An 18,988-nucleotide genomic window follows, 5' to 3' on the forward strand; every position below is an offset into this window, starting at 1 on the left:
AAGTGGCGTGCCGTCGCTTTCGGCAAAGCGAGTGTAGAGGTTAAAGCGATTGGATTTTAGCTCGCTGCGCCTGTAAGTGAAGCAGGGCACTACGGGCTTCTTCTAATTTTTGCTGCTCCTTAACAATAATTTCCTTAGGAGCGCGCTCGGTGAACTTTGGATTGGCAAGCTTGGCTTCGACTCGCGCCAGATCCTGTTTGAGCCGCTGAATTTCTTTTTCCAGCCGTACAAGTTCGGCTTGTTTGTCAATCAGCCCGGCCATTGGAATCAAGATTTTGAGTTCGCCTATCAAAGCAATAGCTGCTTCGGGCGGTGCTTCGTCTGCCTTCAACCAGCGGATCGATTCGATGCGCCCAAAGCGCTCCAGGTAGGGCCAGAAATCAACGACCCGCCGGCGATCAGAATCGCTGCCGTGCTGAAGTAAAATGGGCAGGGGCTTGCCGGGTGCAAGGTTCATTTCCCCACGGATTTTTCGCAGGCTAAGGATAAACTGTTTAAGCCAGGCGATTTCGCTTTCTGCAATTTCATCGATTGCTTCAGGATGCGGCTGCGGGAACGGCTGCAGCATAATCGTTTCCCCCTCAACGCCTGCGATACGCGCCGCATGTTGCCAGAGCTCCTCAGTAATAAAGGGAATGATCGGGTGCGCCAAGCACAAGAAAGTCTCTAAGACTTCGATCAGGGTCCGTCGCGTAGCCCGCTGTTGGGCGGCTTCGCCGGTCTGGAGCGAGATCTTAGACAGCTCTAGGTACCAGTCGCAGTACTCTTCCCACAAGAATTCATAAATAGCAGCGGCGGCGAGATCAAAGCGGTAGTTTTCAATGGCATCAATAGTGGCCTGAACCGCTCGCTGGAGTCGGGAGCGAATCCAAAGATCCACGGGCGTAAACGCCATATTATCGTTTACCGAACCTAAATCTTGACCTTGGGTGTGGATGAATACATAGCGGGCAGCGTTCCACAATTTATTGCAGAAGTTGCGGTAGCCTTCGATGCGTCCCAGATCAAAGCGGATATCCCGCCCGGTCGTGGCCAACGCAGCGAATGTGAAACGCAGCGCGTCGGCGCCATAGGAGGGAATGCCGTTGGGGAATTCTTTGCGGGTTTGGGCTTCAATTTGCCTGGCTAGTTGCGGCTGCATTAACCCAAAGGTGCGTTTTTCGATCAGCTTTTCCAGGCTGATGCCATCGATCAGATCCAAAGGATCTAAGATATTGCCTTTGGATTTGGACATCTTTTGACCGTGCGCGTCGCGCACCAGACCGTGAATATAGACTTCTCGGAAAGGCACATCGCCCATGAATTTCAGCCCCATCATCACCATCCGCGCGACCCAGAAGAAGATGATGTCAAAGCCGGTCACCAGCACGCTGGTGGGATAGAAGGTTTTGAGCTCTGGAGTTTGGTCTGGCCAGCCCAGCGTGGAAAAAGGCCATAGAGCCGAGGAAAACCAGGTGTCGAGCACGTCCTCCTCTTGCTTAAGGAGACGGTCGCCGAGGCAGTATTTTTCCCGGACTTCAGCTTCCGAATAGCCGACGTAAACGCGGCCTTCCGTATCGTACCAAGCCGGAATGCGATGACCCCACCAGATCTGACGGCTGATGCACCAATCCTCGATGTTTTCCAGCCATTGAAAATAAGTTTTGGCCCAACTTTCTGGGATGAAGCGGATTTTGCCTTCCTTAACTACCTGAATGGCAGCCTCAGCAAGCGGTTTAGTCTTCACAAACCATTGATCGGTCAGGTAAGGTTCGATGATTGCTCCGGAACGATCGCCGCGCGGCACTTTGAGAACGTGGTCTTGGACTTTCCCCAGCAGCCCTTGCTTTTCCAAATCGGCAACTATCCGCTTACGCGCTTCGAAGCGATCTAGGCCCCGATAACGAGGAGGAACGCAATCGTTGAGGCAGGCGTCCGGAGTAAAAATGTTGAGCATAGGCAAATTATGCCGCTTGCCCACTTCGTAGTCGTTGAAGTCATGCGCCGGGGTGATCTTTACGCAGCCGGTGCCGAAGGCAGGATCGACGTACGCGTCGGCGATAATCGGAATCTCGCGCTCTGCTAAAGGCAGCACCACGCGTTTGCCGATCAAGTGACGGTAGCGTTCGTCTTGAGGGTGAACGGCGACCGCCACGTCCCCGAGCATCGTTTCAGGGCGCGTGGTGGCGACTACTAAATAGCCCGATCTATCCGCAAGGGGGTAGCGGATATGCCATAAATAGCCCTTTTCCTCCTCAGAGATCACTTCCAAGTCGGAGACGGCCGTGCGCAGCACCGGATCCCAGTTGACCAACCGCTGACCGCGGTAGATTAGCCCTTCTTGATAAAGGCGTACGAACACTTCGCGCACTGCGCGCGACAACCCTTCGTCCATGGTAAAGCGTTCCCGCGACCAGTCCACCGACGCCCCCAGGCGGCGTAGTTGCCGGGTGATGGTGCTGCCTGAGTGTTCTTTCCACTGCCAGATCCGCTGGATAAATTGTTCTCGTCCTAAGTCGTGGCGAGTTTTTCCTTCTTTTTCCAGCAGCCTTTCGACGACCATCTGGGTGGCGATGCCGGCGTGATCGGTGCCCGGTTGCCACAGAGTATTGTCGCCCCGCATCCGATGGTAACGGATCAGGGCGTCCATGATCGTGTCTTGAAAGGCATGGCCCATGTGCAAGCTGCCGGTGACATTAGGCGGCGGGATCATGATGCAGTAAGGCCGGCCTTGGCCCGAAGGAGCAAAATAGCCCCGCGCCTCCCAGATTTGGTACCAGTGTTGTTCGATTTTATGGGGGTCGTAAGTTTTTTCCATCGCGTCTTATTATTACTGCGTACAAAATTTAATTATTGTAGCAGCTTATCTTTGTAAGCTTATGCCGACTCCGCCTTACTGGGATCGGGCGGTCGCCTATTTGAGCGGCGCCGACACTGTGCTGGCTGACCTGATCGCACGCTATCCAGAACGCCTGCAGCGCCGGGGCGACAGTTTCCGCACGTTGGTGCGCGCTATCGTCGGTCAGCAGATATCGATCCGGGCTGCCGACCGAATCTGGGCGCGCCTTGAAGCTATCCTGCCGGAGCTGAGTCCAAAAGGGCTCATAGCGCTGGAGGAAAGCCGCCTGGGTGGGGCAGGGCTGTCGCGCCTTAAGATCGGTTATCTTCGCGATCTCTCCAGATATTACCTCGACCGTAGAATCACCGACGCCTATTGGCAGGGACGATCTTTGGCCGATATTTGCCAAGAACTGCGGCAAATTCGGGGTATTGGCCCGTGGACGGTGGAGATGTTCGCCATCTTCCACCTGCACGAGCCGGATGTGTTTTCTGCCTCCGACATCGGCCTGCAGAAGGTGGTCGGCCGATTGTATTTTCAAAAACCGCTGTTGCCGAAGGCGGAACTGGAAAGTTTCGCCCGCCGCTGGCAGCCATTCCGTACCGTCGCGGCTTGGTACCTATGGCGCCATCTGGATCCGGAGCCGGTGATCTACTGACTCTTAGACCGAGCGCTGGATTTTTCGGCGGCGGTCTGGTTGAATGAAAACTTTAGGAGGCAGCGATGAGCCAGGAGCGATTGAACATCCAGGCCCCCGTCCACGAGCTGATCGCCGCTCGCTGGAGTCCCCGGGCCTTCGACGGGCGGCCGGTAGAGGTGGAGAAGCTAACCTCGTGCCTGGAGGCGGCCCGCTGGGCGCCGTCGTGCTACAACGACCAACCCTGGCGCTTTCTGGTGACTGACCGCCAGCAGGACGCCGAGGCCTGGCAACGGTTGTTCGATTGCCTAGTTCCAGCCAATCAACGCTGGGCCCAAAGAGCGCCGGTTTTGATTTTGGCCTGCGCTGCGACCCGTTTCAGCCACAACGGCGCGCCCAATCGTTGGGGTAGCTACGACACCGGCCAGGCGGTGATGAGCCTGGTGCTTCAGGCCGCCGCCTTAGGGTTGGCAGCCCACCAGATGGCCGGGTTCGACGCCCTTCGAGCGCGGGAAGTATTCGCCGTTCCGGAAGACTTCGAGCCCATGAGCGTTACTGCCTTGGGCTATCCGGGTGATCCTGGGGTGCTCGACGAAACCTTGCAGGAGCGGGAGCGGGCGCCGCGGCAGCGCCGTCCTCTGGCGGAGATCGCCTTCGCCGGGCGCTGGGGATGGGGGTTTGCGGCGCCGGCCGCGTTGGGTTGGGAGGCCCGCTACCGGGAAACCCCGCCGGAGCGCCTGCCCTGGTACTGCCCGGATCTCGACCCGGACGTGGCCGAAGCCCTGGAGCGGCTCGGGATCCGGAGCGGGCGGGTGCTCGATCTGGGTACCGGCCCGGGCACCCAGGCGGTGGCCCTGGCCAAGCGGGGCTTCGAGGTGGTGGCCGTCGATATTTCCGCCACCGCCGTCGAACAGGCTCAGCAGCGGGCGGAGAGAGAAGGGGTGAAGGTGGACTTTCGCGTCGACGACATCCTCCACACCCGCTTGAAGGGTCCCTTCGATTTGGTTCTCGACCGGGGGGTGTTTCACGGGTTTGCCCCCCAGATGCACGGCCGTTATCTCGCGGCGGTCTCGCGGCTGCTCCGCCCTGGCGGCTATCTGCTGCTCAAGTGCTTCAGCAGCGAAGAAACCCGTCCGGAAGGCCCGCCCGGACGTTACGCCCCGGGAGACATCCGGGGCATCTTCGCCGGGCTCTTCCAGATCGTCGAAATCCGCCCTTCAGCCTTTCTCGGGCCCGGGGCCGACAACCCTCCCAAGGCCTTGTTCTGCATTCTAAAGCAACCGGAGGAAGCGCGATGAGAAGACGCAAGACCTTGTTGACAATTTCCTTCTTGGCCTGCACCGCCGCCTTGGCCCGGCCACCTGGGCCGCCGCCGGTGGAGGAGCGCCTCAAGCGGCTGGAGGAACGGCTGCAGCTGACCCCGGAACAGAAGCCCAAGGTGGAAGCGATCCTGAAGGAGCAGCGGGAAAAAATCCAGGCAGTGCGTGAAGAAACCCGAAGCCGGCTAAAATCGGTGCTCACTCCCGAGCAGGCCGAGAAATTCGAAGACCTGCACCGTGAGAAAAGGGAGCGCTGGCGTCGGCGGCTGCACCAACGCTTGCCGCGGGCCGAACCCTAAACGAGGCCAGCCTGTGCGAGCGCTTTCCACTCCTCCTCGGTGAACCGCCGCGAGCGGGTGTGAAAGCGCAGGCCCTCGGGACCTTCTAAGGAGAACATGCCTCCTCGCCCCGGGACCACGTCGATGATGAGCTGGGTGTGCCGCCAGTATTCGTACTGGTCGCGGCGGATGTAAAAGGGGCAGCCGCCGATCTCGCCCAGGAGCACGTCCTGGGCGCCGACGCGAAGCTCCCCGGCCGGATAGCACATGGGCGAGGAGCCGTCGCAGCAGCCGCCGGACTGGTGGAACATCAGCGGGCCGTGCTTGGCCTTGAGCTTCTCGATCAGTTCCAGCGCTTTGGGGGTGGCGACTACCCTAGGGACGATGTCGTTCACGGTTCAGAAGAAGCCCATCGGCTTGGTGCTGTAGCTGACCAAGAGGTTTTTGGTCTGCTGGTAGTGCTCGAGCATCATCTTGTGGGTCTCGCGGCCGATCCCCGACTTCTTGTACCCGCCAAAGGCCGCGTGCGCCGGGTAGAGGTGATAGCAGTTGACCCATACCCTACCGGCCTGAATCCCGCGCCCCAGCCGGTAGATGCGGTTGGCGTCCAGGGTCCAGACCGCAGCGCCCAAGCCGTAGAGGGTGTCGTTGGCGATCGCCAGCGCTTCCTGCTCGTCGCGGAAGGTCGTCACCGCCAGAACCGGACCGAAGATCTCTTCTTGGAAGATGCGCATCTTGTTGTGACCCTTGAAGACCGTCGGCTGGATGTAGTAGCCGCCGGCAAGTTCCCCTTCCAACTTGGCAGGCTCCCCGCCGATTAAGCATTCCGCTCCTTCTTGCCGGGCGATGTCGAAATAGGAGAGGATTTTTTCCTGCTGCTCGCTGGAGGCCTGAGCGCCCATCATGGTTTCGGTATCGAGGGGGTTGCCGATGCGGATGGCTTTGACCCGTTCTAAAGCCTGCGCCATGAAGCGGTCGTAGATGGATTCCTGGATCAGGGCGCGCGAGGGGCAGGTGCACACCTCCCCCTGGTTGAGGGCGAACATGGTAAAGCCTTCTAGGGCCTTATCGAGGTACTCTGCTCCGTTTTGCAGCACGTCTTCGAAGAAGATGTTGGGCGACTTGCCACCCAGCTCCAGGGTGACGGGGATGATGTTTTCCGAGGCGTACTGCATGATGAGACGCCCGGTGGTGGTCTCGCCGGTAAAAGCGATCTTGGCGATCCTCGGGCTTTGGGCTAAAGGTTTGCCGGCCTCCACGCCAAAACCGTTGACCACGTTGACCACCCCAGGCGGGATCAGGTCGCCGATCAGCTCCATCAAGACCATGATCGAGGCCGGGGTCTGCTCGGCCGGCTTGAGCACCACGCAGTTGCCCGCCGCCAGCGCCGGGGCGAGCTTCCAGGCGGCCATCAGCAGCGGGAAGTTCCAGGGGATGATCTGGCCCACCACCCCTAAGGGTTCGTGGAAATGGTAGGCGACGGTGTGCGCGTCCAGCTCGCTTATCGTTCCTTCCTGGGTGCGGATCGCGGCGGCGAAATAGCGGAAGTGGTCGACGGCCAAAGGAATGTCAGCGGCCAAAGTCTCGCGGATCGGCTTGCCGTTGTCCCAGGTCTCGGCCACCGCCAGCATTTCCAGGTTCTGCTCCATGCGGTCGGCGATTTTCAGCAGCAGCTTGGCGCGCTCGGCCGGGGAAGTCCTGCCCCAGGCGTCCTTGGCGGCGTGCGCGGCATCCAAGGCCAGCTCGATGTCCTCGGCAGTGGATCTTGCCACCTCGCAGAAGGGCCGGCCGGTTACTGGGGTGATGTCTTCAAAATACTGCCCTCGAACGGGAGGAGTCCACTTGCCGCCGATGTAGTTATCGTAGCGGGACTTGAACTGAACTTTAGCGCCTTGAGTATTGGGTGCGGCATACAACATGGTTTTTCCTCCCGGCAAACGAACTTTTCTTATTTTGTATCTTCGGTTCTGTGATTGCAATGCCGATCCCTAGCCCAAGGAGGTGTCTAGGATCATCATCACGATAAATCCCAAGATGGCTCCTAAGGCGGCGATTTCAGAATTGCCGCGCTCGTAGGTTTCGGGGACGATTTCGGCAACGACCACATAGATCATGGCGCCTGCAGCGAACGCCAAAGCGTACGGCATGATCGGCAGCCAAGCGGTGACGGCTGCGGCGCCGAGCACAGCGGCGACGGGTTCGACGGCGGCGGAAAGTTGCCCGTACCAGAAACTGCGCCAGCGCGGCCAGCCCAGCCGGCGCAGCGGCATCGCCACCGCCACCCCTTCAGGAAAATTCTGCAGGCCCATGCCGATCGCCAAGGCAACCGCTGCGCCCAGGCTGGCGGTTTCTTGCCCTGCGCCGACCGCGCCGAACACGATGCCCACGGTCAGCCCTTCGGGGATGTTGTGCAGTGTGACGGCAAAGATCAACAGCATGGTCCGCCGCCAGGTGGCCACGCTCCACTGACCTTCTTGCAGGAAGGTGCCAAGATGAAAGTGCGGCAGAAGTTTATCGGCCCATCGGAGCGCCAGCGCGCCGAGCCCAAATCCTGAAGCTGCCGGAAACCAAGCCAGTTGCCCGTAGCTTGCGGCTAAATCGATCGCTGGCGCAAGCAGCGACCAATAACTGGCCGCCAGCATGACGCCGGCGGAAAATCCCAACATGGCGTCGAGCCGCTTTTGATTGGTACGGCGGCAAAAAAACACTAAGGAGGCGCCGAGCGCCGTCAGTCCCCAGGTGAAAAGCGAGGCGCAAAGCGCCTGCAGAACGTGGCTGCGGGAGGCAAACCAACCGGCAAGGGGATTGAAATCAAGCTCGACCACCTTCAGCCGCCGTTCGCATAGACGGTCTCCGGGTGGGCTTGCTTCCAGGCGGCGTATCGGGCGAGCTCGGTTTTGACCAGTTTTAAAATCAGCGCGATGACCGCCACGTCGTCCACATAGCCGACCACGGGGATTACGTCTGGGACCAGTTCCAGTGGGTCGATCAGATAAAGCAGGCCAAAGGCCACCGCGGCAATGGCCCAGGTAGGAAGGTTTCGGTATCTCCCCAAGCGGTAATCCCGGATCAATTCCAGACACACTAAGACGTCTTTCCAAAAGCGGTGCAAGGCCGGGACTTTTTGGATCTTGTCTTCGATGCTGCGCGCTTTTTCCAGGATGCGGTCGAAATGGCGCACGCCGAGATTGCCGCCGTGGCGTTGAAAAAACGCTTGGGATAATTCCAGATCGGCCATCGGTCTCGCCCAGCAATCGTGCTTTAAGGATACCCCAGCTTGGCTTTTAGTGCCACCTAATAATCGAGCGCATCTGGCTGAAACAGGCGCTGGCCGGCGATTTTGAACTCGGCGATGAGCTTTTGACCTTCGGGGCCGGTGAGGAAGGCGGCGTAGCGTATCGCGGCTTCGTAATTGGCGTTAGGGCAACGCTTAGGATTGACTGCGATAATATGATACGGGTTGAAAAGCTGAGGATCTCCCTCGAACACGGGGCTGAGTTCCAGCTTGCTCTGAAGCGCGAGGAACGTGCCGCGGTCGCTTAAGGCGTAAGCGCGCTTTTCTGCAGCGAATTGGAGCGTTGCTTCCATGCCTTGGCCGATCGCGAAGTACCACCTGCCTTGAGGGACGATGCCGGCTTGGCGCCACAGCGCGATTTCTTTCTGGTGGGTGCCGGAGTTGTCGCCCCGCGAGACAAACGGGGCCTGCGCTTTGGCGATGCGGCGCAAGGCGTCGGCGGCGGTCTTGGCGGATTTGACTTTGGCTGGATCTTCTTCAGGGCCGACGAGGAGAAAATCGTTGTGCATGACTTTGCGCCGGTTGACGCCGTAGCCGGCCTGGACAAAGGCTTTTTCTGCTTCGGGGGCGTGGGCGAGCACTGTGTCCACGTCGCAGTTTTTGCCCAGCGCCAAGGCCTGGCCGCTGCCTACGGCGAGCACGTCTATCTTGATGCCGGTGCGTTTCTCGAAGGCCGGGTTGAGCACCGCCAGGAGCCCTGAATTTTCCGTGCTGGTCGTGGTGGCCAAAAGCAGGCGTTCGTCTGCCCAGACCAGTTGGGCGAGCGCAAGGAGTGCGCTGACCCAAAACCAAAGTATAGCCTTAGGCCAAAGCGCCTTTAGAGCGGCCACAGCCAGAGAATCGCGGCGATCGTAGCGATTCCTGCCAAGATATTCAAAGGCAGACCGAACTTTAGGAAATCGGTGAAGCGATAGCCGCCGGGTCCATAGACCATCAAGTTGGTCTGATAACCGATGGGGGTGGCAAAGCTCGCCGAGGCGGAAAACATCAAGGCCAACAGCAAAGGCTTGGCGTCCACGCCCAGTTTCTCGGCCAGAGCGGTGACGATAGGAAACAAGATCACCGCCACCGCGTTGTTGGTGACGATTTCGGTCAACAGCGAACCGACGCCATAGATGACCGCGAGCGTCAGCCAGGGAGTGCCGTCGGCAAGGCGTAAAAATTCTTGCGCGATTTGGGCAGCCGCCCCGGTGACTTCCAGCGCAGTACCGATGCCAAAAGAGGCGGCGATGGAAAGGAGTACCTGCCCGTCTAAGCTCTTGCGCGCGCTGCCCAGCGAGCAGCAACCGGTCACCAGCATAAGACCTGCGCCCACTAACGCGGCTTTGAGCATGCTCAAGAGGCCGGTGCTGGCGATCAGGACGACGGCGCTTAAGATCGCCCAGGCCAGCCAGGCGCGCTCGTGGCGGATGGGGACGTAGTCGGAAATCGGGCTGATGAGGAGAAAATCGGTCGAGTTGCGATGGCGCTCCAGGAACGGCGGGCGCACGTCCAGCAGCAAAGCATCCCCAGCTTGCAGGCGGATGTCGCCGATCTTGCCCTGGATGCGCCGGCCTTCTCGGGCGACGGCGATCACCGAGCCGCCGTAGGTCATGCGGAAGCGGCCTTCGCGGATGGTTTTCCCCACCAAGGCGCAGCGCGGCGAGACCACCGCTTCCACCAGCACCCGTTCGCGGTGTTCTTTATCCCGGGGGTAGAAAGTCTGGTCGGTGCAGGGGCGCAGTCCGCGGAAGCGTTGCAGTTCCACCACCGCATCCACTACCCCCGCGAACACCAGGCGGTCGCCGCCCTGCAGGCGCTCGTAAGGGCCGACCGCAGCCAGGATTTCTCCGTCGCGCACGATTTCCACTAGATACAACCCAGGCAGGTGGCGCAACCCCGCCTGTTCTATGCTTTTCCCCACCAGCGGGCCGTTCTCCTCGACCAACATCTCCACGGTGTATTCTTTGGCGTTCTCGAACACCTCGTGGACCGGCACCCGCGCGGGAAGCCACGGGGAAAACACGATCAGATACAAAGCGCCTACTCCTAGGGTAATTAGCCCTACGCCGGTCAGATCGAATAAACCAAACCCGGGATCCCCTCGGCTCAGAAGCAAGCCGTTGACGGCCAAATTGGTGCTGGTGCCGATCAGAGTCACGGTGCCGCCTAAGATGGCCGCATAACTTAAGGGGATGAGCAGTCTGGAAGGAGAGATCTTAAGGCGCTTGGCCCAGTCGATCACCGCCGGCAGAAACGCCGCCACCACGGGGGTGTTGTTGAGGAAGGCGCTGACCGCGGCGACCGGTAAAATCAATCGGGCGACGGCGCCGCGTTGGCTTTGGGGGCGGCCGAGAACGTATTGGGTGAGGAAATCGACCGCGCCGGTCTCCCTAAGCCCTGCGGCGAGGATGTACATCAGGGCGACGGTGACCATGCCTTCGTTGGCCAATCCGGCCAGAGCCTGCTTGGGCGTCAGCACGCCGCTGAGCAGCAAGACGCTCACTCCTCCCACCAAGATTAATTCAGCCGAGAGGGAGGTGAGAACAAACCCGCCAACGCAAGCGATCACGACGGCGATCGCAATCCAAGCTTCAACAGTCATGGAGCATTCCCAATTGGCAAAGAGAAGCGAAATAAATTGTATCGGCCAATAAATAACTAACAAGAATAAAAAATAAAAAATTTATTCTTTTAAAGAATAAAAGACAAAAGTTTGGTTTCCCAGGGTCAAGCGAGCCGATGGAGGTGGAGATCTGCACCGTGCTCCTGATAAAATCGGTATTTGCGGCGACCTGCCCTACGCGTGGCGTCGTCTTGAGTGACGATTTCGGCGATGCGCGCGAACCGCTGCCAATCCTCGGGCACGCTAAGTTGCAGATTGATGAGCAAGGTATGAAATGCAGGCGGGGCAGCATTGGTCCCAATGACTACCGCTGCTAAAGGGTCATTGGCAAGGTTTTCGGCCAGAGTGTGGGGGACGAAGCTCCCCGGGCGAAAAGTCCAGAGAAGCTCGTCTAAGAGGCTCGCCTCGGTCGCGTCCTCAACGCGTAGGAAAACTTTGTGCTCCAGCTTATAGGCCTTCTCCGCCAGCCGGCAGGCAAACGCTCGCCGGGCTTGGGGGTTTAGGTCCCCAAGCAGATAGAAATCCACGCGCGTCATTCTTTATTAAGCTTGGTCGAGCAGGAACTGAACCAGCAAGGGGACGGGTCGGCCGGTGGCGCCTTTCTTATCCCGTCCGCTGGTCCAGGCCGTGCCGGCAATATCCAAATGCGCCCAAGTGAATTTTTCGGTAAAGCGCGCCAGGAAGGCCGCGGCGGTGATCGCCCCCCCTTCGCGGCCGCCGACGTTGGCCAGATCGGCAAAGTTGGATTGCAATTGTTCCTGGTATTCCTTCCACAACGGCAGCCGCCAGGCGCGATCTAGGCTCGTCTCCCCCGCCTTAAGCAAAGCTTGGGCCAAAGCCTCATCGTTGGCGAACAGGCCGGTGGCGTGTCTGCCCAAGGCGACCAAGCAAGCCCCAGTGAGGGTGGCGACGTCGATCACTGCTTTGGGGTTAAAGCGCTGGGTATAGGTGAGAGCATCGGCTAGGATCAGTCGGCCTTCGGCATCGGTGTTGAGGATCTCGACCCAATGGCCGGCCATCGTCTTGATGATGTCGCCGGGTTTGATGGCGTTGCCGTCCGGCAAGTTTTCGCAGGCGGGAATCACCCCTACCAGCTTCAAGGGGAGATTCAGCTCCGCGGCCGCCATTAGGGTGCCGAGCACGCTCGCGCCGCCGCACATGTCGTATTTCATCTCGTCCATGTTTTCCGCCGGCTTTAACGAAATGCCGCCGGCGTCGAACGTGATTCCCTTGCCTACCAAAGCGATCGGCGGATTTTCAGGGCGAGCGCCGGTATATTCCAGGACGATCAGCTTAGGCGGCTGGCGGCTGCCGCGGGCGACGGCAAGCAAGGCCCCCATGCCGAGCGTTTCCATCTCCGCCGCCTCCAGCACCGTGGTCTTGATTTTGGGATAGCGATCGGCCAGTTTCTGGGCCTGTTCGGCCAGGTAAGAGGGGGTGCAGAGATTGCCGGGCAGGTTGGCCAAATCCTTGGTGAGCTTCATGCCGGCCGCGATCGCCTGGCCCTCGCGTACGCCTTGCTCGATGGCCGCGCTTTGGGTTTTATCCGGGCAATGGAGATCGACCTGCGCCAGCGCGGGCCGATCTTCCGGTTCGCTTTTGAGCTGGGTGAAGCGGTAGCAACCGTCGGCAAAGATACGCGCGATCTGCCTCGACTTCCAGCGGAGATCGCATCCTGCCACCTCTGCTTCCAGCAGGGCGCATAAAGCCTTTTGGCTGGGAGTGGCGGCGAGGGCCTTGCCGGCAGACGCCAAAGCTTGGCTGTAGTTTTGGGCAGATAGCGCTTTGGGATCGCCTAACCCCACGACCAGTACCCGATCTGCCCGGCAACCCGGCAGTTGATGGAACAGCAAGACATCGCCTGGTTTGCCCTTGAACTGTTCGCGCTTGAGCAGCTTGACCAAGCCCCCCTCGCTGGCCTGATCGATCTGCTTGGCGCTTTCCGTCAGCTTCTGCTTTTCGTAAGCGCCGACGATTAGACAATCGGTGCGTTTTGTCTCGAGGTTGCCAAAGTGCAGGGAAAAATCCATAAGCTTAGGAAGACTCTCCAGAAGGTGAAGCCGTAGGCGCATTTGTGCCGCCTGCTTGGCTGGTAAAACGGGTCCCGAAGAACATAGCGATATATACTTCTACCGCCAGCATGAGCATATAAAGCACAGGCGGCAGGCGGGCAAAGCTCAAGGCGAAGAACAACACCACAAACACCGCGGTCAGCGCCGGATGGGTTAGGAACTCTTCGTATCTGATGCGAATCTTATATTCGTCGTAATTTAGCATGGCCTATCCTCCTCTTTGGGTTTTCACCATCTGCATTATAAGGGATATGATGCGCGGGGGCGATTCCTGTTTTCCAGGAAGGGACGGTTTCGCTTATGATTATTTACAAACATGAGTTTGGGAGTGGCGTATGACTGAGGCAGAAAACCCACAGCCGCTTAAGGACGGCATAAAACGCCTGCGTGCTGAGCTCGAACACGTCGACGAACCTACGCGCAAGCGCTTGGAAGCGTTGCTGGAGCGGGTGGAGCAGCAGCTTAGCGAAAGTGAAGAAAAACCGGGCAGACACGGTTTGCTCGAGGAATTGGAAAAGGAAATCATGCACTTTGAGGTAGAGCATCCTCGCCTCACGGCGATCGTCAACGACATTATGCTCGCTTTGAGCAACATGGGAATCTAACAACTTGGGTTTAGCGCAACGTTGCCTATTCTAAAGCTCGTCCAAAAAATCCTAAAACCGGCTGGCTCATCCGCATCAGTTCAGCCGCGGGTTTACCCTCGTTCTGAACACCCCATTTCGCGCCGCGCGATTAGCCCCAACGCGCTAAAAGTTTTGTACCGCTTAAAACAAGCTGGATTTCGCGCCTGCCTGGTCGGCGGGTGCGTGCGCGATCTGCTCCTGGGGCGCGAACCCAAAGACTTCGACGTGGTCACCGACGCCCGTCCCGAGCAGGTGAAGGCGCTGTTTCGCAATTGCCGTCTGGTGGGGCGCCGGTTTCGCCTCGCGCACGTCCAGTTTGGCGGGGAAATCATCGAGGTGGCCACTTTTCGCGCTGCCGCCGCTCCCGGACGCGAAGGCGACTGGGCGCAGGAAGAATCGGGGCGGGTATTGCGCGACAACGTCTTTGGCACCATTGAAGAAGACGCTTTCCGGCGCGATTTTACCGCCAACGCCTTGTATTACGACATCGCCGATTTCTCGGTCATCGACTACGTCGGCGGGATGGAAGATTTGCGCCGCGGGGTTTTGCGCCTGATCGGCGATCCGGAAAGCCGCTACCGCGAAGACCCGGTGCGGATGCTGCGCGCGGTGCGATTCATGACCAAGCTCGGGTTTGTCCTCGATCCTACCTGCGAGGAGCCTTTGCGCCGCTTAGCTCCCTTGCTCGCGGGGATTCCTCCAGCGCGCCTCTACGACGAAGCGCTTAAGTTGTTTTTGTCGGGTTTTGCGGTGCAGACTTTTGAGTGGCTGCGCCACTATGGGCTGTTTGAGTTTTTGTTTCCCGCCACGGAGGAAGCCTTAAAAGTAGAGCACCAGGGGTTCCCTTCGACCTTTCTGCTCCGGGCGCTGGAGGCCGCGGACCGCCGTTTAAGCGAGGGCAAACCGGTCGCGCCTTATTTTCTATACGCGGCGCTGCTTTGGGCGCCGGTGCGTTTGGAGGCCGAACGCCGGCAGGCGGCAGGGGCAGCGCCTGGGGTGGCGCTGCAGGAAGCGGTCAGCGCGGTGCTGACCGAGCAAGTGCAGCGCGTGGCGATCCCGCGGCGCATAGCCTTGCCGATGCGCGAGGTGTGGATGCTGCAGCCGCGTTTTGAGCGCCGCCAGGGTGGTCGTCCGTTGAGGCTGGTGGAGCATCCGCGGTTTCGGGCCGGTTACGATTTTCTCTTGCTGCGCAGCGCGGCAGGAGAGGTCGAGCCGGAACTGGCCGGCTGGTGGACCCGATTCCTCGAGGCGGGAGAGGAGGAGCGTCGCCAAATGTTGCAGGGGCCGCGCCAGCGCAGGCCGCGCTCCAGGCGCAAAGCTCGGGCCAAGCGCGCTTTTGTGTCCTCATGATCGCTTACATTGGTTTGGGCAGCAACTTGAACGACCCAATCGCCCAGGTCAAGCGCGCTCGGCAGGCGATCGCGGCCATGGAAGGGGTTTGCGAGCAAGGGTTCTCCAGCCTCTATCGCACCGCCCCCATGGGTCCCCCCAATCAGCCAGAGTACGTCAACGCGGTGATGGCGGTGGCGACCGAGCGCTCTCCTTACGAACTCCTGAGCGCTTTGCAGGCGATCGAAGCCGCCCACGGCCGGGTACGAACCGGCGAGCGCTGGGGGCCTAGGGTGCTGGATCTGGATTTGCTGCTTTACGGGCGCTATTGCATTCGCAGCCAAGCTCTGATTCTCCCTCATCCCGGTTTGGCCCAGCGCCCTTTCGTGTTGTATCCTCTGGCGGAGATCGCCTCGCCTGCGCTGTTCATTCCCGGTCACGGAACGCTTGGGGAATTGCTGCGACGCTGTCCTTACGAGGGGTTGGTGCGCTTGGAGGTCGGCGATGGTTGAGGTCGTGTCCGTGCCTGGATTGCGCGAATTCAAGCAACGGGGGGAGAAGATCGCGTGTCTGACCTGTTATGACGCCAGCTTTGCCCGGGTGCTGGAGGAAGCCGGGGTGGATGCGCTGTTGGTCGGGGATTCCTTAGGGGTGGTGATCCAAGGCCAGGCGACCACGGTGCCGGTTCGTTTGCCCGAGATGGTCTATCACACCCGCTGCGTCCGCCGCGCCGCGGTCCGGGCGCTGGTGATCGCCGATCTGCCGTTTGCCACGTATTCTGAGCCCAAACGCGCGCTGCGCTCGGCGGCGCGTTTGGTGCAGGCAGGCGGCGCGCAGATGGTCAAGCTCGAGGGCGGCAGAGAGCGGGTCGAGGTGATCCAGGCGTTGGTGCGGGAGGGGATACCGGTCTGCGGCCATTTGGGATTATTGCCTCAGTCTATCCATCGCCTTGGCCGTTATCGAGTCCAGGGGCGCGAACCCAAAGACGCCCAAAGGCTACTGGAGGACGCCTGCCTGCTGGAACAGGCAGGGGTTGAGCTGCTGGTGCTGGAATGCGTGCCGGTCGAGTTGGCGGCGGCCATCACCGCGGAGGTAGGGATTCCCACCCTAGGCATCGGCGCCGGGCCAAATTGCGATGGGCAGGTGTTGGTGCTCTATGACCTGTTGGGCTTGACCGCCAAGCCGCCGCGCTTTGCCCAAGATTTCCTTAGTGGCAAAGGCAGCGTTCGCCAAGCGGTCGCCGACTACGTGGCGGCGGTCAAGGAGGGGCGTTTTCCAAGCGAACAACACGCTTATCGCTAAGCATGCATTATCTCACCTCAATCGCGGATTTGCGGGCGCTGCTTGGGAGCTGGCAAAGCCAAAGAGAGCGCGTGGCGCTGGTGCCCACCATGGGCAACTTGCACGCCGGGCACTTGAGCCTAGTGGAAGAAGCCAAGCGGCGGGCCGAGCGGGTGGTGGTGAGCCTGTTCGTCAACCCCTTGCAATTTGGCCCGCAGGAAGATTACGCGCGCTACCCGAGAACTCCGGAGGAGGATCGGCGGAAACTCGCCGCGCTTGGAGTAGACGCCGTGTTTTCCCCAACCGTGGAAGAGATGTATCCCCGCGGCCTGGAACCCAGTACGTGCGTTACCGTGCCGGAACTGGCAGACATCCTGTGCGGCGCGTTTCGGCCAGGCCACTTTCGCGGGGTGACAACCGTCGTGGCCAAGCTGTTCAACTTGGTGCAGCCGGACGTGGCCCTATTTGGCGAAAAAGACTATCAGCAGCTGCTGATCATAAAGCGTATGGTCGAAGATTTGAACTTCCCGGTCGCGATCGCAAGCGTCCCGACCGTGCGCGAGGCCGACGGATTGGCGCTGAGTTCGCGCAACGGGTATCTTTCGCCTGCAGAGCGCGCCCAGGCGCCGGAGCTCTATCGGGCCTTGTGCGAGGCCAGGGCGCAAATCCAAGCCGGCGAGCGCGATTTTGCTGCCTTGGGCGAACGCCAGAAGATGAAGCTCCAGCGGGCTGGGTTCAAGCCCGAGTATTTTGTCGTTCGGCGCGCGCGCGATTTGGCAAAAGCCCATCCAGACGAGCGCCCGCTACGGATCCTGGCGGCGGCGTGGTTGGGAAGCACGCGCCTGATCGACAATGTGGAGGTGGCATGAAGGAGGCGGAATTCCAAGAGCGCGCCCAAGAGCTGGTAGAGGTCGGTCGGATTTTAGCCGCGCGGGGGTGGATGCCTGCGACCAGCGGCAATCTTTCCGCGCGCCTGGCGGATGGCGGCTTGGCGATCACGGTCTCGGGGCGGCCTAAGGGGCGGCTGACGGTCGCCGACATCGTGCGCCTGGATGCCGAAGGCCGGCCCCTCGATGGCCGCAGGCCTTCCGCCGAGACGGCTTTGCATTTGGCGATATATCGGCGTTATCCCCACGTGCAAGCGGTGCTTCATCCTCACTCGCCGGCGGCGATTCTCGCCTCGCGCCTGTTTAGAGAGCAGGTGGTGCTCACCGATCACGAACTCTTAAAAGTACTGGATGGGATTCACACCCACGCCGAACGCGTGGTCGTGCCGATTTTCCCCAACGACCAAGACACCGAGCGTCTGGCCCGTCGGGTAGACGCTTATATCGAGCGCCACGGCGACATCCATGCGTACATTCTCGCCGGCCACGGCTTGTACACCTTTGGGCGCAGCGTTGAAGCGGCGTTGCATCAGGTGGAGGCTTTGGAGTTCATGTTCGACTGTGAAATCAGGCTATACGGAGCAAGCCCCAGATGAGCGTTCTTACCATTCATGCCGAGGACCGTTTTGAACCTTTCGAGTACTACGCCGATCCGATCGAAATCGCCACGCGCTTGAAATGCATCGGGGTGCAGTTTGAGCGCTGGCAGGCGGATCGGGAACTGGCCGAAGAGGCAAGTCAAGACGCGATCTTGGCGGCCTACGCGGAGGCCATCGAGCGGTTGAAAGCCGCTTATGGGTTCCAGGCGGCCGACGTGATCTGCGTCACGCCAAAGCATCCGGAGCTTGAAGCGTTGCGGCGGAAATTCCTCGCCGAGCACACCCACAGCGATTTTGAGGTGCGTTTTTTCGTCGCCGGCCGCGGCCTGTTTTATCTCCACCCCGACGCGAAAGTCTACGCAGTTTTGTGCGAGGCCGGCGATTTGCTCAGCGTGCCGGCGGGAATCAAGCACTGGTTCGATCTGGGCGAGCGGCCCGCGCTTAAGGTCATCCGCCTGTTCACGACCCCGGAAGGCTGGGTGGCGCAGTACACCGGAAGTCGGATCGCCGAGCGTTTTCCTAAGCTGGAAGGATACGTGGAGCGGATGAAATGATCCAGGCGGTGCTTACCGACATCGAGGGGACGACCTCGTCGCTGAGCTTCGTTCAAGACCTATTGTTCCCTTACGCTCGGGCGCGCCTTGAGAATTTTGTCCGCGCCCGCCAGAGCGATCCTGAAGTCCAGGCGGTGCTGGCGGAGATGTGTAGCATCGTTGGCCGCAACCTGACCCTGGATGAGGCAATCGCGCAATTGCTTGAGTGGAGCGATGCGGACGCGAAAATCCCGCCCCTTAAGGCGCTGCAGGGGATGATCTGGGAAGCGGGTTATCGTGCCGGAGAACTAAAGGGGCACGTTTATCCCGACGCGGTGGCCCGGCTTAAAGCTTGGCACGCGGAAGGTTACCGCCTGTATATTTTTTCTTCCGGCTCGGTCGCGGCCCAGAAACTGTTATTCGAACACACCCCCTGGGGGGATTTGACCGGTTTGTTTTCAGGTTTTTTTGATACCCGTACCGGTTCCAAGCGGGAATCGGCAAGCTACCGCAAGATCGCTGCCGAGATCGGCCTGCCACCGCAGGAAGTTTTGTTCCTGTCGGATGTCAAAGCAGAGCTTGATGCCGCGCAAGAGGCCGGGATGAAAACGGTCTGGGTGGCGCGCTTGGGAGACTCGGCGCCGGAAGCCGGTTATCCTAGGGTTTGCGATTTCTCGGCGATCGATTTGGCCAAAATTTAAAAATCCGC

The 18,988-nt window shown here is 60.0% G+C and carries 21 protein-coding genes; 11 read left to right on the forward strand and 10 right to left on the reverse strand.

Annotated elements, in window-relative coordinates; genetic code table 11:
• Nucleotides 1–40 precede the first annotated feature (40 nt).
• On the reverse strand, nt 41–2,797 hold the full coding sequence (locus ACYQ3M_RS04545; protein WP_460034872.1) for a valine--tRNA ligase: 2,757 nt from the start codon (nt 2,795–2,797) through the stop codon (nt 41–43).
• A 61-nt stretch (nt 2,798–2,858) separates the two neighbouring features.
• On the opposite strand from ACYQ3M_RS04545, the gene ACYQ3M_RS04550 reads away from it, so the two are divergent.
• The 3 genes from ACYQ3M_RS04550 (at nt 2,859) to ACYQ3M_RS04560 (ending at nt 5,073) form a co-directional block, all read left to right on the forward strand.
• A complete protein-coding gene (locus ACYQ3M_RS04550; protein ID WP_460034873.1) occupies nt 2,859–3,476 on the forward strand; it encodes a DNA-3-methyladenine glycosylase family protein in 618 nt (205 codons plus the stop codon).
• A gap of 65 nt (nt 3,477–3,541) precedes the next feature.
• Nucleotides 3,542–4,753: a nitroreductase family protein gene (locus ACYQ3M_RS04555; protein ID WP_460034874.1), complete on the forward strand. Its 1,212-nt coding sequence runs from the start codon at nt 3,542–3,544 to the stop codon at nt 4,751–4,753.
• Nucleotides 4,750–5,073 (forward strand): hypothetical protein, encoded by a 324-nt coding sequence (locus ACYQ3M_RS04560; protein ID WP_460034875.1) that lies wholly within the window; start codon nt 4,750–4,752, stop codon nt 5,071–5,073. Before ACYQ3M_RS04555 ends, ACYQ3M_RS04560 begins: the two co-directional genes overlap by 4 nt.
• Here ACYQ3M_RS04560 and ACYQ3M_RS04565 read toward each other — a convergent pair.
• The 9 genes from ACYQ3M_RS04565 to ACYQ3M_RS04605 form a co-directional block, all read right to left on the reverse strand.
• Entirely contained in the window at nt 5,070–5,447 is a 378-nt protein-coding gene (locus ACYQ3M_RS04565; RefSeq protein WP_460034876.1) for a DUF779 domain-containing protein, read from the reverse strand. The genes ACYQ3M_RS04560 and ACYQ3M_RS04565 overlap by 4 nt on opposite strands.
• A gap of 3 nt (nt 5,448–5,450) precedes the next feature.
• Entirely contained in the window at nt 5,451–6,971 is a 1,521-nt protein-coding gene (gene adh, locus ACYQ3M_RS04570) for an aldehyde dehydrogenase (RefSeq protein WP_460034877.1), read from the reverse strand.
• Nucleotides 6,972–7,040: 69 nt separating this feature from the next.
• Nucleotides 7,041–7,877 (reverse strand): ZIP family metal transporter, encoded by an 837-nt coding sequence (locus tag ACYQ3M_RS04575; RefSeq protein ID WP_460034878.1) that lies wholly within the window; start codon nt 7,875–7,877, stop codon nt 7,041–7,043.
• Between the two features lie 2 nt (nt 7,878–7,879).
• The gene (locus ACYQ3M_RS04580) at nt 7,880–8,290 is read right to left on the reverse strand and encodes a YkvA family protein (RefSeq protein ID WP_460034879.1); all 411 of its coding nucleotides are present in this window, start codon (nt 8,288–8,290) and stop codon (nt 7,880–7,882) included.
• A 56-nt stretch (nt 8,291–8,346) separates the two neighbouring features.
• Nucleotides 8,347–9,177 (reverse strand): ABC transporter substrate-binding protein, encoded by an 831-nt coding sequence (locus ACYQ3M_RS04585; protein ID WP_460034880.1) that lies wholly within the window; start codon nt 9,175–9,177, stop codon nt 8,347–8,349.
• A complete protein-coding gene (locus ACYQ3M_RS04590; protein ID WP_460034881.1) occupies nt 9,165–10,931 on the reverse strand; it encodes an SLC13 family permease in 1,767 nt (588 codons plus the stop codon). Before ACYQ3M_RS04590 ends, ACYQ3M_RS04585 begins: the two co-directional genes overlap by 13 nt.
• 125 nt (nt 10,932–11,056) lie before the next feature.
• Nucleotides 11,057–11,488, reverse strand: coding sequence for a DNA polymerase III subunit chi (locus ACYQ3M_RS04595; protein WP_460034882.1), 432 nt, complete (start codon nt 11,486–11,488; stop codon nt 11,057–11,059).
• Between the two features lie 6 nt (nt 11,489–11,494).
• Nucleotides 11,495–13,024: a leucyl aminopeptidase gene (locus ACYQ3M_RS04600; RefSeq protein ID WP_460034883.1), complete on the reverse strand. Its 1,530-nt coding sequence runs from the start codon at nt 13,022–13,024 to the stop codon at nt 11,495–11,497.
• A complete protein-coding gene (locus ACYQ3M_RS04605; RefSeq protein WP_460034884.1) occupies nt 12,987–13,229 on the reverse strand; it encodes a hypothetical protein in 243 nt (80 codons plus the stop codon). The genes ACYQ3M_RS04600 and ACYQ3M_RS04605 overlap by 38 nt, the downstream gene beginning before the upstream one ends.
• Nucleotides 13,230–13,359: 130 nt before the next feature.
• On the opposite strand from ACYQ3M_RS04605, the gene ACYQ3M_RS04610 reads away from it, so the two are divergent.
• Genes ACYQ3M_RS04610 through mtnC form a run of 8 tightly spaced genes read left to right on the forward strand, consistent with a single transcriptional unit; the run spans nt 13,360 to nt 18,980 of the window.
• On the forward strand, nt 13,360–13,629 hold the full coding sequence (locus ACYQ3M_RS04610; protein ID WP_460034885.1) for a DUF4404 family protein: 270 nt from the start codon (nt 13,360–13,362) through the stop codon (nt 13,627–13,629).
• A 21-nt stretch (nt 13,630–13,650) separates the two neighbouring features.
• On the forward strand, nt 13,651–15,000 hold the full coding sequence (gene pcnB, locus ACYQ3M_RS04615) for a polynucleotide adenylyltransferase PcnB (protein WP_460034886.1): 1,350 nt from the start codon (nt 13,651–13,653) through the stop codon (nt 14,998–15,000).
• The gene (gene folK / locus ACYQ3M_RS04620) at nt 14,997–15,491 is read left to right on the forward strand and encodes a 2-amino-4-hydroxy-6-hydroxymethyldihydropteridine diphosphokinase (RefSeq protein ID WP_460034887.1); all 495 of its coding nucleotides are present in this window, start codon (nt 14,997–14,999) and stop codon (nt 15,489–15,491) included. Before pcnB ends, folK begins: the two co-directional genes overlap by 4 nt.
• Nucleotides 15,484–16,281, forward strand: a complete 798-nt coding sequence (panB, locus tag ACYQ3M_RS04625) for a 3-methyl-2-oxobutanoate hydroxymethyltransferase (RefSeq protein WP_460034888.1) — start codon at nt 15,484–15,486, stop codon at nt 16,279–16,281. The genes folK and panB overlap by 8 nt, the downstream gene beginning before the upstream one ends.
• Before the next feature lie 2 nt (nt 16,282–16,283).
• Nucleotides 16,284–17,129, forward strand: coding sequence for a pantoate--beta-alanine ligase (panC, locus tag ACYQ3M_RS04630; RefSeq protein WP_460034889.1), 846 nt, complete (start codon nt 16,284–16,286; stop codon nt 17,127–17,129).
• Nucleotides 17,126–17,743: a methylthioribulose 1-phosphate dehydratase gene (locus ACYQ3M_RS04635; protein ID WP_460034890.1), complete on the forward strand. Its 618-nt coding sequence runs from the start codon at nt 17,126–17,128 to the stop codon at nt 17,741–17,743. The genes panC and ACYQ3M_RS04635 overlap by 4 nt, the downstream gene beginning before the upstream one ends.
• Complete coding sequence (locus tag ACYQ3M_RS04640; RefSeq protein WP_460034891.1) at nt 17,740–18,300, forward strand: 1,2-dihydroxy-3-keto-5-methylthiopentene dioxygenase; 561 nt, start codon at nt 17,740–17,742, stop codon at nt 18,298–18,300. Before ACYQ3M_RS04635 ends, ACYQ3M_RS04640 begins: the two co-directional genes overlap by 4 nt.
• Nucleotides 18,297–18,980, forward strand: coding sequence for an acireductone synthase (gene mtnC / locus ACYQ3M_RS04645; RefSeq protein WP_460034892.1), 684 nt, complete (start codon nt 18,297–18,299; stop codon nt 18,978–18,980). The genes ACYQ3M_RS04640 and mtnC overlap by 4 nt, the downstream gene beginning before the upstream one ends.
• Nucleotides 18,981–18,988: the final 8 nt, after the last annotated feature.

The sequence above is a fragment of the Methylothermus subterraneus genome, from assembly GCF_054656915.1.

Bases quoted from the DNA above. Each gene is read 5' to 3' on its own strand.
- adh (WP_460034877.1), bottom strand. From the start codon at position 6,971: ATGTTGTATGCCGCACCCAATACTCAAGGCGCTAAAGTTCAGTTCAAG.
- ACYQ3M_RS04610 (WP_460034885.1), top strand. From the start codon at position 13,360: ATGACTGAGGCAGAAAACCCACAGCCGCTTAAGGACGGCATAAAACGC.
- panB (WP_460034888.1), top strand. From the start codon at position 15,484: ATGGTTGAGGTCGTGTCCGTGCCTGGATTGCGCGAATTCAAGCAACGG.
- folK (WP_460034887.1), top strand. From the start codon at position 14,997: ATGATCGCTTACATTGGTTTGGGCAGCAACTTGAACGACCCAATCGCC.
- mtnC (WP_460034892.1), top strand. From the start codon at position 18,297: ATGATCCAGGCGGTGCTTACCGACATCGAGGGGACGACCTCGTCGCTG.
- ACYQ3M_RS04605 (WP_460034884.1), bottom strand. From the start codon at position 13,229: ATGCTAAATTACGACGAATATAAGATTCGCATCAGATACGAAGAGTTC.
- ACYQ3M_RS04590 (WP_460034881.1), bottom strand. From the start codon at position 10,931: ATGACTGTTGAAGCTTGGATTGCGATCGCCGTCGTGATCGCTTGCGTT.
- ACYQ3M_RS04550 (WP_460034873.1), top strand. From the start codon at position 2,859: ATGCCGACTCCGCCTTACTGGGATCGGGCGGTCGCCTATTTGAGCGGC.
- ACYQ3M_RS04560 (WP_460034875.1), top strand. From the start codon at position 4,750: ATGAGAAGACGCAAGACCTTGTTGACAATTTCCTTCTTGGCCTGCACC.
- ACYQ3M_RS04580 (WP_460034879.1), bottom strand. From the start codon at position 8,290: ATGGCCGATCTGGAATTATCCCAAGCGTTTTTTCAACGCCACGGCGGC.
- ACYQ3M_RS04600 (WP_460034883.1), bottom strand. From the start codon at position 13,024: ATGCGCCTACGGCTTCACCTTCTGGAGAGTCTTCCTAAGCTTATGGAT.
- panC (WP_460034889.1), top strand. From the start codon at position 16,284: ATGCATTATCTCACCTCAATCGCGGATTTGCGGGCGCTGCTTGGGAGC.
- ACYQ3M_RS04555 (WP_460034874.1), top strand. From the start codon at position 3,542: ATGAGCCAGGAGCGATTGAACATCCAGGCCCCCGTCCACGAGCTGATC.
- ACYQ3M_RS04595 (WP_460034882.1), bottom strand. From the start codon at position 11,488: ATGACGCGCGTGGATTTCTATCTGCTTGGGGACCTAAACCCCCAAGCC.
- ACYQ3M_RS04640 (WP_460034891.1), top strand. From the start codon at position 17,740: ATGAGCGTTCTTACCATTCATGCCGAGGACCGTTTTGAACCTTTCGAG.
- ACYQ3M_RS04545 (WP_460034872.1), bottom strand. From the start codon at position 2,797: ATGGAAAAAACTTACGACCCCCATAAAATCGAACAACACTGGTACCAA.
- ACYQ3M_RS04635 (WP_460034890.1), top strand. From the start codon at position 17,126: ATGAAGGAGGCGGAATTCCAAGAGCGCGCCCAAGAGCTGGTAGAGGTC.